This window comes from Acetobacter persici, assembly GCF_018256955.1.
GTDB lineage: Bacteria > Pseudomonadota > Alphaproteobacteria > Acetobacterales > Acetobacteraceae > Acetobacter > Acetobacter persici.
This window is the reverse complement of the sequence record NZ_JAERKU010000002.1, coordinates 1-14,862: the sequence shown is the minus strand read 5'-3', so window position 1 is coordinate 14,862 and position 14,862 is coordinate 1. Positions and strand designations below refer to the sequence as shown.

Annotated in this window: 9 protein-coding genes; 7 read left to right on the top strand and 2 right to left on the bottom strand. The window is 60.2% G+C overall.

Annotated features, from left to right (window positions below):
* Window positions 1-280: 280 nt before the first annotated feature.
* Window positions 281-1,225 (bottom strand): 2-hydroxyacid dehydrogenase, encoded by a 945-nt coding sequence (locus tag JK199_RS02280; RefSeq protein WP_212373635.1) that lies wholly within the window; start codon window positions 1,223-1,225, stop codon window positions 281-283.
* 246 nt (window positions 1,226-1,471) lie between these two features.
* On the bottom strand, window positions 1,472-3,916 hold the full coding sequence (locus JK199_RS02275) for a membrane-bound PQQ-dependent dehydrogenase, glucose/quinate/shikimate family (RefSeq protein ID WP_025828829.1): 2,445 nt from the start codon (window positions 3,914-3,916) through the stop codon (window positions 1,472-1,474).
* A gap of 294 nt (window positions 3,917-4,210) precedes the next feature.
* Between JK199_RS02275 and JK199_RS02270 the strand changes: the two genes are divergently transcribed.
* The 7 genes from JK199_RS02270 (at window position 4,211) to JK199_RS02240 (ending at window position 14,843) form a co-directional block, all read left to right on the top strand.
* Complete coding sequence (locus JK199_RS02270) at window positions 4,211-5,149, top strand: transporter (RefSeq protein WP_212373633.1); 939 nt, start codon at window positions 4,211-4,213, stop codon at window positions 5,147-5,149.
* Between the two features lie 749 nt (window positions 5,150-5,898).
* Window positions 5,899-8,001 carry a M13 family metallopeptidase gene (locus JK199_RS02265; RefSeq protein WP_212373631.1) on the top strand — a complete coding sequence of 701 codons (2,103 nt, stop codon included), beginning with the start codon at window positions 5,899-5,901 and terminating at the stop codon, window positions 7,999-8,001.
* A gap of 416 nt (window positions 8,002-8,417) precedes the next feature.
* A complete protein-coding gene (locus JK199_RS02260) occupies window positions 8,418-9,227 on the top strand; it encodes a gluconate 2-dehydrogenase subunit 3 family protein (RefSeq protein WP_212373623.1) in 810 nt (269 codons plus the stop codon).
* Window positions 9,220-11,001, top strand: a complete 1,782-nt coding sequence (locus tag JK199_RS02255) for a GMC family oxidoreductase (protein ID WP_086655083.1) — start codon at window positions 9,220-9,222, stop codon at window positions 10,999-11,001. Before JK199_RS02260 ends, JK199_RS02255 begins: the two co-directional genes overlap by 8 nt.
* A complete protein-coding gene (locus tag JK199_RS02250; protein WP_212373618.1) occupies window positions 10,998-12,548 on the top strand; it encodes a c-type cytochrome in 1,551 nt (516 codons plus the stop codon). Before JK199_RS02255 ends, JK199_RS02250 begins: the two co-directional genes overlap by 4 nt.
* A 107-nt stretch (window positions 12,549-12,655) precedes the next feature.
* Window positions 12,656-13,810: an energy transducer TonB gene (locus JK199_RS02245; RefSeq protein ID WP_212373617.1), complete on the top strand. Its 1,155-nt coding sequence runs from the start codon at window positions 12,656-12,658 to the stop codon at window positions 13,808-13,810.
* 175 nt (window positions 13,811-13,985) lie between these two features.
* Window positions 13,986-14,843, top strand: coding sequence for a hypothetical protein (locus JK199_RS02240; RefSeq protein ID WP_212373615.1), 858 nt, complete (start codon window positions 13,986-13,988; stop codon window positions 14,841-14,843).
* Window positions 14,844-14,862 lie beyond the last annotated feature (19 nt).

The window sequence follows — 14,862 nt, the reverse complement described above, 5'->3', positions numbered from 1 at the left end:
CAACCGTCTGGTTGCGCCTGCTCTCCGTAGAGAGACAATTTTTTGAGCATGGTAGAAAATAAGACCGCTCCTTCATGATCCTGAACACGCGCAGACTGAGTGGAGCCAGCCCCTCTGCCCATCAGGCCGCCAGATACTGCAAAGCGGGCAGCCTACCCCGGCCACCCCGAAAAACAGCCTTCCTATGAAGGCAGCTCCCCCGCTCTTGCAAGTCTGGAATGGCGTACGGGCCATCTTTTCGCGCAACAGTCACATAAAGGCGTCACATCCGGACGCGGGTTTAGTACCCCCGTGCCGGGTCATACCGCAGCGGCACATCCTGCCCCTGCCCCAGCGCCCGGATAACCTGAGCCACATACTCCGCGCGCGAGGCGCGTGAGGCTTCCGCCGCAATATGCGGGGTTATGAGCACACGCGCATGCGCCCATAAAGGCGAGGACGCAGGCAGCGGTTCCTGCTCAAACACATCCAGCACGGCGGTGTGCAGAGTCTTATCATTCAGGGCACGCAGCAGGTCCGCCTCCACCACCAGTGGCCCGCGCCCGACGTTAATCAGCCCGGCCGGTTTACGGAGCTGCGCCAGCACATCATACGTCACAATCCCTTTTGTTTCCGGCGTTTCAGGCAGCAGGCAGACCAGCGTATCGCACCCCTGCAAAAAGCGGTTCAGCCCTTTGGTGCCCGCGTAGCAGGTCACACCCTCCAGCGTTCTGGCATGGCGCGCCCAGCCGGAGACCTGAAAACCCGCCCGCACCAGCCGCGTTGCCACCGGCGCGCCAAGGCTGCCCAGCCCCATCACCCCGACTTTCATGTCAGCCGACGTCCGGGCGGCATTGGTCTGCCGCGTCCAGACCTTCTCCTGCTGCCCCGTGCGCCAGAGGGGGGCATCCCGCAAAATGGAAAATACCGCCCACAGCACGTAATCTTCCATCTGCTGTGCAGGCAGTTCACCCCCCATGCGGATCAGGGGCACTGATTTTGGCCAGTTCGGGTCACAGGTAATATGGTCCACGCCGACGGCGGCACTCAGAATGGCTTTCAGATTGACCATTTTTGCCAGCCGCCCCGGCTCCGGCTTCCATACCAGTGCGTAATCCACATGGGCCGGGTCCACCGCAGGGTCATTCCAGTCCCGCACAGCCAGCGAGGGCATGAGGCGGGCAAACAGGGCTTTCCATTCCGGCAGGGCGGCAGCGCCCCCGCTTTTAATGACAAGACAGACCATGCCCGACACTCCCCTTTTCCGTAAAACTGAGACCACACCACCGCAATGACCCGAACCAACCTGACCGCGCGCAGCAGGTTGCATTCTCATCCGGCATGTGATCACAAAACTCACCCGCCACACCAGTCACAACGCATTGCGCCCATAAAAAAAACCGGCCCCGCCCTGATCAAACGGGCGGAACCGGCTTTTTAAAACCTCTGATGGCTCAGGCTGGCTTTTTACAAACCAGCCGGAACTGCACTGTTATTTGGCAGCATCATCCAGCGCATAAGCGCGGATATAGTCGCCAGAACGGGTGCCAAGGCCACCATGCCCGCCAGCCGCAATCAGCACATACTGCTTGCCGTTGACAGAGTAGGACATGGGCGTTGCCTGACCACCAGCGGGCAGACGGTCACGCCAGATCACCTTACCTGTAGCAAGATCAATCCCGCGCAGATAATCATCCGCCGTGGCACCGATAAAGACCATGCCGCCCTTGGTCACAATGCTGCCGCCAATGTTATACATGCCCGTAGGCAGCGGCAGGTTATTGTGCGTGCGGAAAGGCCCGGTATCCCGAGTGGTACCAATCGGGTGCTGCCAGATGATTTTCTTCGTCACCAGATCAATCGCCGTCATGGTGCCCCACACAGGTCCTTTGCAGGGGATCTGAAGCGGGTTCAGCCACGGGTTGGTGTAGGCCACATACGGGGTGCCGTAATCTGGCGAGATTGCCAGAGCGTTGCCTTTCGGTGTGGGCTCATTGCCTTCACCATTCCATTTGGGCAGAGCACCGCTTTCTTCCAGAGATTTCCGGTGGTCCAGCTTGATGCGGAACGGCAGATAGCTGGCGTTGGCAAGCAGAACCTTGCGCACAGGGTCAACCGTCGCACCCTGCCAGTCTACAATACCGTAGAAAGCCGGATAAACAATGGTGGTTTTCCCAACATGCGGCGGCGTGAACTGCCCCTCATACGCGGAGGATTTGAACTGGATACGGCAGATAAGCTGGTCCAGCAATGTTGCCCCCCACATATCCGTCTCTTTCAGATCCGGCGGGGTGAGAGACGGCATGGCAACCGGGTACGGCTGGGTGGGAGACACATGGTCATCCGGCGCAACACCCGCAGTCGGAACCGGCTTTTCTTCAACCGGATAGCCCGGAACAGGCTGGCCGGTCCGGCGGTCGAGCACAAAGAATTCACCGCGCTTGGTGCTCTGCACCAGTGCGGGAATGGTCTCGCCATTCGGGCCGGGCAGATCAACCAGAGAGGGACCAGCCGGAATATCCATGTCCCACAGGTCATGGTGTACGGTCTGAAAAGTCCATTTCCGTTCGCCGGTTTCAATATCCAGAGCGATTGTGGCGCTGGACGTTGCTTCATCAAACGGACGGCGTGAGCCACCCCAGTTGTCGGGCGGGGAGTTACCGGTCGGGATATAGAGCAGGCCGAGTTCCGGGTCCGCCGTGTAAACGCCCCATGCGTTGGGGGTATCACGCGTCAGTTCATCATTCGGGCCGGGCTTCCAGTTTTCCGGCGTATGGCCAGCATCCCATGCCCATGCGAGCTCACCCGTCAGCGGGTCAAACGCGCGCACCGCGCCAGAGGGTTCAAAGTTGGCCTGGTTATCCATCACCCAGCCACCCAGCACCACGCGGTCCTTCACCACCAGCGGCGGAGAGGTGACGAAGTGGAAGCCAAGCGGCACATTGCCCAGATAGGTGCGCAGGGAAATGGACCCGTGATCCCCAAAGTCATCACACGGCTTGCCGGTTTCGGCATTGACCGCCACCAGACGCACGTCCGCCGTCGGGGAGAAAATCCGCTTCGGGCAGGATGTCTGCGTGCCTTCGGGCGCCTTGTAGAAAGACACACCACGGCAGGCCAGATACACGTTGGCCGCAACATCCTTTTTGTCGGGATGCGGATCATACGTCCATTTGATCTTACCCGTTGCGGCGTCCATCGCCACAATCCAGCTGTGGGGGGTGCACATATACAGGGTATCGTCCACCTTGATGGGGGTTACCTCAAGGTTGAACTCATGCCCCTGATCAGGCCCGGCCACAGCGGCCTCACCCACACGGGCGGTATCACCCGTCTGGGTCTGCCATGCCAGTTTCAGGTGAGACACATTCTGCGGGGTGATCTGCCCCAGCGGAGAATACCGGTCCCCGTGTGCGGTGCGGCCATAATAATGCCAGTCTGCATCGGCAATATTATTATCCGTCTCGGCAGCCGGGTCTGATGCCGCCATCCGCTCGGGGGCCAGCGTGCCGTTGATGGAGTAGGACGTAAAGCAGCTTGCCAGCAGCACCACGCCCGTTACGGCAACGCTGCCCAGCAGAGCGGCTTTATCGGCCAGCCAGCCGCGGCCCGTGGCCCATACGGCCGGTACCAGCAGCCACACGCCAAACACCAGAAAGGTGATCAGGCGGACTTCAAGCCCCCAGATATCCAGACCCGTTTCGGCCAGCGCCCACACAAGGGTCACCAGCATCAGGGCGGAATAGACAAGGGGGGCCGCTTTCGGGCGCGCAACGCCCAGAACGCCCGTGATAATCAGGACAAGACCGGCCAGAACGTAGAACAGCGAGCCACCAAGGACTGCAAGCTGCCCACCGGCAATGGCGAGGTACAGCCCCACCAGCCCCAGCGCTACACCGGTTATCAGCCCTAATGACCTGGATAAGGTCGGCTTCATGTTAACCTCACAATTTTCAGAAATGAACGTCAGACTCTTGGAAAAACTTCTGTGATATGCGTGCCCTCTTCCCTCTCTTTTTTGCGTTCTGATATCCCTTGCTACTGATCATTCATTCAGACAAGTCTTAAATAACATTCATGTGACTAATGAAAGAATCACAGGTTTGTGACACGCTCTCTCTTCAAAAAAACTTCATGAGTGGGGCTGTCATTCCACTGCGCTGGCCCAAGGCACAGGCCGCGCTGTGTAAGACCTGTTTGAAACCATGACCAGATAAAAAGTGCCGCCTGCATGATCAGCTCCCCTCTGCCCCACCTGTTCAGGTCAGAAATCTTTCGTAAAAACCTTTCCTTCACAAGTCTTTTCCGTATTCGCCCGGCCGTATTTTTTCTGGGTCTTACCAGTCTTTCCGCACTACCTCATGCGCAGGCGGCGGATATCCCTCTGGCCATTATCGGCCCGCATGAATACGATCTTCCTGTTGATTTCAAGCCTTTTAACGTGCTGGTCCAGTATGGGGACGGCAATGCCGCGGGGCTGAGCTATAATAGTCAGGGCGCGCGCAAGCCGGTGGGCGGCAGCCACACATGGGCGGGCATGACAAAATACGTGCATTTCAGGAGTTTTGACGCAATCCCGCATGTGGGCTTTGCGTTTGAGGTCATTCAGACCGAATCCTACACACTGGCCAACGGGACCAATTATGGCGGCCTTGGCGGCACCATCAGCGGTCCGGCTGTGTGGTTCAAACCCAATAAAAACAGCACCTTCGGTATTCAGACCTTTTTACAAACCCCAAGCGGCACGCGGGACTCACTGGCCACGCATTACTGGTCCAACCTGTCCAGCTTCATGTTTGACTATGAATGGAAACATTTCAGCTTTGATGGAGACCTCGGCGCGATTGTCAACATGACAAAACATGTTGACGAGCAGCATAGTTATAAGCCCGGCACCACCTTCCACAGTAACCTGCGCTTTAGCTGGAAAGCCCACCGCGTCGTGGAACCGTTTCTGGCGTTTGACTGGCAGAATACCGCCGCCACGCGGGACAGAACCGTGCAGAACTGGATTGATAATTCCAGCAGCAGGGAAGTCGCAATGGGGGTCGGGGCCATGTTTACCCTCACCCAATCCATCAGCCTGACCACACGCTATTCCCACAGTGTGGAAGGCCGGAACACACCGGAAACAAACGCCTATTATATGAAATTTGTTTATCTGTGGTGAAACTATCAGAGTTCTGTTCCAGCCGCACGTAGCCCGCAGCTCACACAGACCATCGTTTTTCATCGAGATTTTTTTTCAGTGGGAACAGTCTGAATTCTTAAAAAATTCAACACTATTGAACTCAAAACAGTTTGTTAATCCGGCACTCTTTCACGAATCGTACCCAATCTGATTCTCAGGCACACCGGCCCTTCGTCTTCCGCGCCCCGGACCGGCGGGACAGACTTTCCTCACGCCTCCTTTTTCGCTCTCGACATCCAACGTCCCCGTGCCACCTCCCTCAGTCCCGTCCAGTTCCAGCAGTTCTGCGCTTTGAACCCGTTCCTTTGAGGCCAGTTCTTTCGGGCACGTTCATTCGGGGCAGTCCTTCCGCCACGCTCCTAGACGTCGGGTTTGCCATCATCCGCTCCCCCGGTGCTGTGCCCCTGTGCCGTACGCTTGTCCCGCGCTCCTCTCTTATCCCCTTGCCTCACCCCCATTGTTCTCACGCCCCCCGCGCGGCCCGGCGGCAATTGCTCTCACACCCACCGTTCTCATGCTCCCGGCCCCACACCCTCGCCTCCCCGCCCGCACGGCCCGGAGGCAAGCGTGGTCAGGCTGGCGCAGCCCCCGGAAAGTCCATGGTTTCAGAGGGTAGGCATTTCCGGCATGGCATGCTTTTATCCTCACACCGGAACAGTCTGTTCCACAAATATAACGGGGGGAGGGTTCAGGCCCGCACCGCCCGTACTGGATAATAGGAAGACCTCATGACCGTTCGCCGTCATGCCAAACTGTCACGCCGGGTGGCTCTGCTGCTGTCCGCAGGCCTCGGCCTGAGCAGCGTTGCAGGCATTGCCCGCGCAGAAACCGCCCCGCAGGCTGCTGCCCCCGCCGCCGTTCCGCAGGCCTCCTTCGGCACCTGGGGTGTGGACCTCGCCGGGCGCGACACCGCAGAAAAGCCGGGCAACAACTTCTTCAAATACGCTAACGGCACCTATCTGGACCACCTGACCATCCCGTCAGACATGACCAGCTATGGCCCGTTCAATGCGCTGGCTGAACTCTCCCGCACGCGGGTGCAGACCATCCTGAATGATCTCTCCGCTCACCCGGTCAAGCACCCCAAGAGCATTGAGGAAAAGCTGGGCACCTTCTACGCCTCTTTCATGGATGAAAAATCCATCGAAAAGCAGGGCATCAAGCCCATGAAGGATGATCTGGAAAGCATCCAGAAAATGCTGGACGCCAAGGCGTTTGCAACGCTTTCCGGCACAGCGTCCGCCAACTTCATGACGTCCCCCTTCTCTCTGGGCATCAACCCGGACGCCAAGGACCCGACCCACTACGCGCTGGGTGTGGATCAGGCTGGTCTGGGCCTGCCGGACCGTGATTATTACCTGAAGCCGGAATTCGCCGCCAAGCGCGCCGCCTATCAGACCTACATCACGCAGGCGCTGACGCTGATCAAATGGCCGGAACCGGCCAATGCCGCCGCCGCCATTGTGGCGTTTGAAACAAAGCTGGCGGAAGTCCACTGGGCCCGCGCGGACCTGCGTGACCCGCAGAAAACCTACAACCCCATGACGGTGGACGCCCTGAGCAAAGCCGCTCCGGGTTTTGACTGGGTTGCCTGGCTGACGGCCGCTGGCCTGCCGACAGAAGGGCTTGCAAACCGCACCGTGATTGTGGGGGAACCCACCGCCATTACGGGTGAGGCCGCAATTCTGGCCAAAGCCGATATCGGCCTGCTTCAGGCATGGCAGGCGTTCCATACGGTTGAAAACGCCACCCCCTACCTGCCGGATGCCTTTGTGCAGGCCCGCTTTACCTTCAGCAAGGCCCTGTCCGGCCAGCCCGCACTGCCCGTACGCTGGAAGCGCGGTGTTCAGGCCACCAGTGCCGCCATGGGCATGGCTTTGGGCAAGGTCTATGTGGAGCGGTACTTCCCCGCGGAAAACCGTACGGCCATGCAGAAGCTGACGGGCGACCTGAAAGACGCCTTCCGCATCCGCCTCCAGCACAACACATGGATGAGCAAGGAAACGCGGGAAGCCGCCCTGCGCAAACTTGAAAACTTTGAAGTGCAGGTGGGCTACCCGAACGAATGGCGGGATTATTCCAGCCTGAACGTGAAAAAGGGTGACGTGTACGGCAATGCCAAAAACGGCGTGGCATTTGAGTGGGATTACTGGCTGGCCCGTCTGGACAAGCCAGTTGACCGGAACGAATGGGACATGACGCCCCAGACGGTCAACGCCTACAACAACCCGCTGTTTGATCAGGTCGTGTTCCCCGCCGCCATCCTTCAGCCGCCGTTCTTCAACCCGCAGGCCGATGCCGCCGTCAATTACGGGGCCATTGGCGGGGTGATTGGTCATGAAATGACCCACTCCTTCGATGATGAAGGCCGTCAGTTTGACGAACATGGCCGCCTGCGTGACTGGTGGACCAAGGCCGACGCCGCCCGCTTCCAGAAGCTGGCTGACCGCCTTGGCGCACAGTATGATGCGTTTGAGGTGCTGCCGGGCGTGCATGTGAACGGCAAGCTGACCATGGGTGAGAACATTGCGGACCTTGGCGGCCTGACACTGGCTCTGGATGCGTATCATGCCTCCCTCAACGGCCAGCCTGCGCCGGTGATTGATGGCCTGACGGGTGATCAGCGCGTGTTCCTCGGCTGGGCGCAGGTCTGGCGTGAGAAGCTGCGTGACGATACGGTCAAAAACCTGATCGTGACTGACCCGCACTCCCCCCCGCAGGCGCGTGTGAACATCCCGATGCACAATATCGATGCCTGGTACAAGGCATGGGATGTCAAACCGGGCCAGGCTCTGTATCTGACACCGAAGCAGCGCGTAAAAATCTGGTAATAAACCCGTTTTTAAACACGCCTGAAGAGAGGGCGGCTCCTTGCGGGGGCCGCCCTTTTTTTGCCTGCCCTCTCAGCCACCGGGCGGCCCATCCCCATGCCACCCGCACCCCGAACACAGCCGCGCAACGTGCCGCCAGCACACGGATTTTCCGCACCCTGCCTCCGCCGACAGAGGCCATTTCTGGCCGCCCGGATCTGGTCAGACCGGACACCTCCTGCCGCGCAACCAGCCGCTCCGGCAACGCCCCATACCCGCCGCAGGGACCGACCGAAACCGGCCCCGGACCGGCCCCTGCCTTGTTTCCCGCCCCCCCGTCCGCTAACCATAAGGCAAGAACGGTCGCGCAACAGAGCTGCTGGAGCGGGGCCGGGGACCGCCACAGGTCACCCCCCGTCCACGGAAAAGAGCCGCCGATGCCCCACACACCGCACCGCCCTCATCCCGCTGCCGCCTCTCCCACCCGCCGCCATGTTGTGCAGGGGTTAGGCACCGGAGCCGCAGCCCTTGCCGTCAGCAGCATAACGCCCGCACAGGCCGCCGCGGACCAGACTGGCGCGGCACCCCGCACGCACGACGCAGCGACACCTGCCCGTCCCGGTTCATCCTCTGCACCCGATGCACCGCGTTTTTTCAGCCCGGAGCAGTTCGCTTTTCTCTGCGCCGCGTGTGAGCGGATTTTCCCTGCCGATGCCAGCGGCCCCGGCGCTCTGGCCCTTGGTGTGCCCCACTTTATTGACCAGCAGATGGACACACCGTGGGGCCGTGGAGAACTCTGGTATATGCAAGGCCCACACCGTACAGACGCACCTGCCAATCTGGGCTATCAGCTTCCTTACAGCCCGCAGCAGATTTACAAAATCGGTCTGACAGGCGTCATTGCATGGGTGCGGCAGACACATCAGGCGGCGTTTGAAACACTGACGCCAGACGTGCAGGACACCATTCTGACCGCACTGGAACAGAACGCCACACAGTTTGCAGGCCCGCCCGCCCTATCGCCCGTCCCTTTACCCGCCTCTACATTTTTCGAGCAGCTCCGCTCGGATACGATTGAAGGCGCATTTGCCGACCCTCTCCACGGTGGCAACAGACATCTGGCGGGCTGGGTGATGATGGGCTTCCCCGGTGCACGGGGTGACTATATGGACTGGGTCGACCGGTATGACACCCCATACCCCTACGGCCCCGTCTCCATTGCCGGGGAGCGTGCTGAGCATGACTGACAAAACACTTCCCCCCGTGGATGTTGTAGTGGTTGGCAGCGGCTGGGCTGGCAGCATCATGGCCAAGGAACTGTGTGAAGCCGGTCTTTCCGTTGTGATGCTGGAACGCGGGCAGCGGCGCTCAACCGCGCGGGACGGTGCTTACCCGTCCTCTCTGGATGAGCTGGAAGGCGCTGTGCGCTACAAGCTTTTTCAAAACCCCGCGCAAACAACAGTGACCGTGCGCAACCGGATGGATCAGGAGGCTGTGCCGTATCGTCGGCTGGCGGCGTTTCTGCCGGGAGCAGGCGTGGGCGGAGCGGGGCTGCACTGGACAGGCGTGCATTTCCGCGCTCCCCCGCAGGACCTCCGTCTGCGCAGCCATATTACGGAACGCTATGGCCGCACCTTCATCCCCGAAGGCATGAACCTTCAGGATTACGGCGTCACCTATGCCGAACTGGAACCGTTTTTTGACAAAGCGGAGAAAGTCTTCGGCACATCCGGGGAAGCCTATACCGTAAACGGAAAAACCACTGGCAAGGGCAATGTGTTTGCGCCTGACCGCTCGGATGATTTTCCGCTTCCCGCCCTGCGGGATGTGTATACCGCGCATCTGTTCCGCCATGCCGCAGCAGAGGCCGGGTATCATCCTTACGCCATGCCCGCCGCCAATGCGTCCCAGCCCTATACAAACCCGTATGGCGCGCAGATGGGTCCGTGTAACTTCTGCGGCTATTGCAGTGATTATGCCTGCTACATGTACGCCAAGGCCTCACCGAACGTAAACATCATGCCCGCCCTGCGGCGGCATGAAAATTTCACGCTCCGCAGCAACGCGCATGTGCTGAAAGTCCTGCTGGATTCCACCGGCAAAAAAGCGACCGGTGTTGTCTATCAGGATGCCGAGGGTAACCAGATCACCCAGCCCGCCGGTCTGGTCATTCTGGCGGCCTTCCAGTTCCATAACGTCCACCTCATGCTGCTCTCCGGTATTGGCAAAGCCTATGACCCTGTCAGCAACACCGGCACAGTGGGGCGGAACTTTACCTATCAGAACATTACCAACAGCACTGTCTGGATGCCGCCCACCCGCAGCACGGACCAGTTTATCGGCTCCGCTGGCGGTGTTGCGATCGATGATTTCAACAGCGACAATTTTGACCACGGCCCCCTTGGTTTTATTGGTGGCTCCCCGCTCTGGGTCAATCAGGCGGGCGTCAAACCCATTGCCGGCGCAAAAGCCCATACGCCGGGCGTGCCGCGTTGGGGGAGTGCGTGGAAAAAAGCAGCCATTGAGACCTACCGCCATTCCTTCACCATCAACGCGCAGGGCTCCAACATGGCCTACCGCGATGTCTATCTGGACCTCGACCCCACATGGCGCACCAGCTACGGCCAGCCGATGCTGCGCATGACGTTTGACTGGAAAGATAATGATATCCGCATGAACCGTTACGTCATCAGCCAGCTTGCCAACGTGGTGAAGGCCCTCGGCGCGCAGGATGTGCAGTATGGCATGCGGGAGCCGGGTAAACCGTTTGACGTGCGCGAGTATCAGACCACGCATCTGTGCGGGGGTGCCGTCATGGGGGACGACCCGAAAACCTCTGCCCTCAACCGCTATCTGCAAAGCTGGGACGTACCCAACGTGTTTGTGGTCGGGGCCAACGCCTTCCCGCAGGGAATGGGGTATAACCCGACGGGGCTGGTCGCCGCCCTCGCCTACTGGTCCGCCCACCATATCCGCACCCAATGGCTGAAGGGCAATGGCGGCCCGCTGGTGGCGCTATGAAGTATCTCCTTCTCTGCGGCGCGGCCCTCCTCTCTAGCCTCACCGCCCCGGCTCTGGCGGCAGACCAGCACGCCCCACAGCCGGGCACATCCCTGCCCGCTCCTGCCAGCCCGGAAGATGCAGCGTCGCGTGCCATTGCGCCGCCTACCGCCACACCGGAGGCCCTGCCATCAGGCACGACACCCCCGGCCTCTCACTCTGCGTCTGATGGCAAGACTACGCCTGCACAAGCGCTGATTGCCAAAGGCCGCTACATCGCCGCCGCAGCGGACTGCGCGGCCTGCCACAGCATGCCCGGCTCGGCCCCCTATGCCGGGGGCTATGCCTTTCAACTCCCGATCGGCACGCTGTATTCCTCCAACATCACGCCGGACAAAGCCCACGGCATTGGCCGCTGGACGGAAGCGCAGTTTGTCCGCGCCATCCGGGAAGGCGTGCGGCCCGATGGTGCCTCGCTTTACCCGGCCATGCCCTTCCCCTCCTATGCCCGCATGACGGACGCGGATCTGCATGCGCTGTATGTCTATTTCATGCAGGGGGTGCAGCCTGTCGCGCAGGCCGTGCGGCCTAACAGTATTCCCTGGCCCCTTTCCATGCGCTTCCCGCTGACGGTGTGGCGCTGGGTCTTCGCGCCCTCACCGGACGCCGCACGCAAATCGGCGGAACGCCCGTTCCCCACGCCTGAACTGGCACGCGGCGCTTATCTGGTGGAAGGCCCCGGCCATTGCGGCGCGTGCCATACCAGACGCGGCCTCGCCATGCAGGAAACCGCCCTGACGGCACAGGACGGCCCGCACTATCTGGCCGGGGGGGCGGCAGTTGATGGCTGGACCCCACCCTCCCTGCGCGGGGAACCCCGCACGGGTCTGGGCGCATGGAGTGTGGCAGACCTCACGGCCTTCCTGCGCTCAGGGCGGAATAAACGCGGCAGCGCCTTTGGCAACATGGACACCGCAGTGCATCACGGCACGCAATATCTGACGGATGAAGATCTGACAGCCATGGCGCGCTACCTGAAAAGCCTGCCCCCGGCTGACGCCACGCAAGCTGGCTGGGAGCCAGACCCTGCCGCCACCCATGCCCTTCAGGCAGGCGGCAGGCTGACACCGGGGCAGCAGCTTTATCTGGATAACTGCGCGGCCTGCCACCGCAGCAACGGCGCGGGCTATGCTCCGGCCTTCCCGCCGCTGGCAGGTAATCCGGTGGTGCAGAACAGGTCAGGCGACTCCCTCATTCATATTGTGCTGACGGGCGCGACCCTGCACGGCACGGCCGCAGCGCCTTCCGCCTTTACCATGCCCGGCTTTGGCGCGCGGCTGACAGATGCGCAGGTGGCCACTGTTGTCACCTTTATCCGTCAGGCATGGGGCAATACGGCTCCGGCTGTGGCGGACACAGACGTCGCGCATCTGCGCAAGACCCTCACGCCCGACACACTGCAAAGCGCGCCGCCAACCCCGGTTGACCCGGCCCCCGTCCGGGCCGATGCCATTCCGCAGCGGCCCGCACAGGATCCCTCGCAGGAAACTGCGCACCCTGCTATGTAAGGCAAATTCGGATTCAGGGTGGCAACAATGCAGAAGCAATGGCAAAATAGCCGCTTCAACCGGTCAGCTTCTGGCGCGGTTCTTGCGGAGGAGAGATCCGGCACTTTATGACGGCGAAGCTCAGCCCTTCTTCGCGCAGGCGGGATGGGCAGGAACCGCGACTGGTTCCTCCTTCCCCACCCGGCACAGCAACCCCCGCCAGCCCGCCGCCTGCCCCGCAGGATGGTGAACGGGACCGGCTGACCGCATCCCCCACGCCCGTCGCCCGCCCGGCCAGCGGCTACCGCCGCGTTAAAGGCACCGCCACCCCCATTATCCGCAGGGAAGTCTACGCCGAGCCGACAATCGGCCCGGTGCTGACAGCCTCCGCCCTTGCGCATTTCCTGCTGCTGGGCGCGCTGCTCTGGCAGGCCACGCACCACCCGCCGCACGGCACGCCGGACGGCCAGCAGCCTTCCCCGGTGGAAATGGTGTTTGCTCAGCCGGAATCCACCAGCGGTATGGTTGGCCCACATTCGGATGAAGCCGGGGGCGGCAATTCCGGCAAGGCCCCGAGCAAGGCCGGGCAGGCTGAACCCAGCCCGGCGGAAGGCCCGCCCTCCCCCACCGTGCCCTCTGAGGAAACACCGGCCACCCCGCCGCTGCCAGAAGCGGATGACGGGCTGACCAAGTCCTCCCCGCAGCCGCCCAAGCCGGTTAAGGCCGCGCATCCGCCGTCCGGCCACAAACCGCAGGCGCATGCCATCCCGCGCCCGACGCAGCACACCCGGCCCACCCCCAACCCGAACCACCGTGCGGCGTCACCTTTTGATAACCCGATGGACCTCTCCTTTAACGAGGCCCCGGCTCCCCGCCGCTCCCGTCACGGCAGACCGGGCGGCTCCGGCGGCCCGATTGATCTGTCCGTCGGCCCTGTGGTGGAAAACGGCCAGATTAACGCGCACTACACTTCCCGCACCTCCGTGCGCGGTGTGAGCGATGATTATGGTGAGCAGATTAACGAGTGGATTCAGCGCCACATGTACTACCCGGAAGAAGCGGCCCGAAACGGGGAAGAAGGCAGTTCCTCCGTGCATGTGGTGCTGGACCGCACAGGCCGCGTGAAGTCCGTCTATCAGACAGGCTCTGCCGGGTCTTACTATCTGGATGCCGCAACCTCCGGCATGTTCCGCGGCTCCCAGCTTCCACCAGTCCCGCCGGATATGAAGGGCAACCACTTCGATATTGATCTGACGATCAATTACATCCTGATCCGGCGTTAAGGGCAGCGTCTGCCTTTTAACGCCGGGATGTTTCCGAATTCTGGTGGGGAAACGGACTGCGGGCCATGCCCCGGCCTCACCAAAATCTGTAGAAACCAGCCCCTTAAAATCAGTTGCTCTGACCCTCTTGTAGAGAATAGTTTTTTAGAAGATCACTCTATTCCGGGCGGGAATAATGTCTGATAAAAATCCTGTTCTTTCTATTGCCTATTGTCTTGAAACAGACCGGTTTGAGGCGGCCCGGACAGCGCACCTGCATCAAAAAGATACGTTTTACTGTCCGAAGTGCCATATCCTCGTCACGCCTGCCCGCTCGTGCAAACACAATTATTTTTTCCGTGCGCTAAAAATTTTGCACGACACTAACTGCCGCTATCACAAAGAGCCAACGGAAGCGACAGGGACGAGCACACCGAAAGCCGGTGATCCCATAGACCAGCCTCTTCTCATTCCAAATTTTTTGGGAAAAATAAAACGCATCCCCCGTATCGGGCGGCCAGACCCTGCCGAGCTTGCGGCCCTCATTGCCAGAGCACAAAAACTGCCAGTTCTGGTGCAGGGAACACTAGAGGCTGTTGCTGACGCCTGGTCATCCCTGTCCTTCGCGGAAAGACGAAAGGAATTTCTGACAATAAACGATGTTAACAGAAGTTATAGTGAAAACTTTAATTCAATAGATAATAACGACTACAATTTAGATACTTTTGACTGGGATGGTAAAATTATTCACGGTGATGGAAAACTTACCAAAGGGTCCGCAAAAGGATATTATTTTGTAAACTGCTATCGAAAATTCGTCATCAATGGGGAGATTTTTCCTTTAAACATCACTCTTGGGCCGGAGTTTACGGAGACTTATAAAAAATACTCTTTATGCGACCTTATCCATGGAAAGGTTAAAATATTTCTCCACGGCTGCCGCCCGGTTTTTAACCCGGAACGACGCTGCCTGACTGTGACTCTTCCAAAAGACTTATACCAATTTGTTTTTGCTATGACCCATGAGCCCAGTCGCGCAATCCGAGGGACATAATGCGCCATGGCTGCTCGGT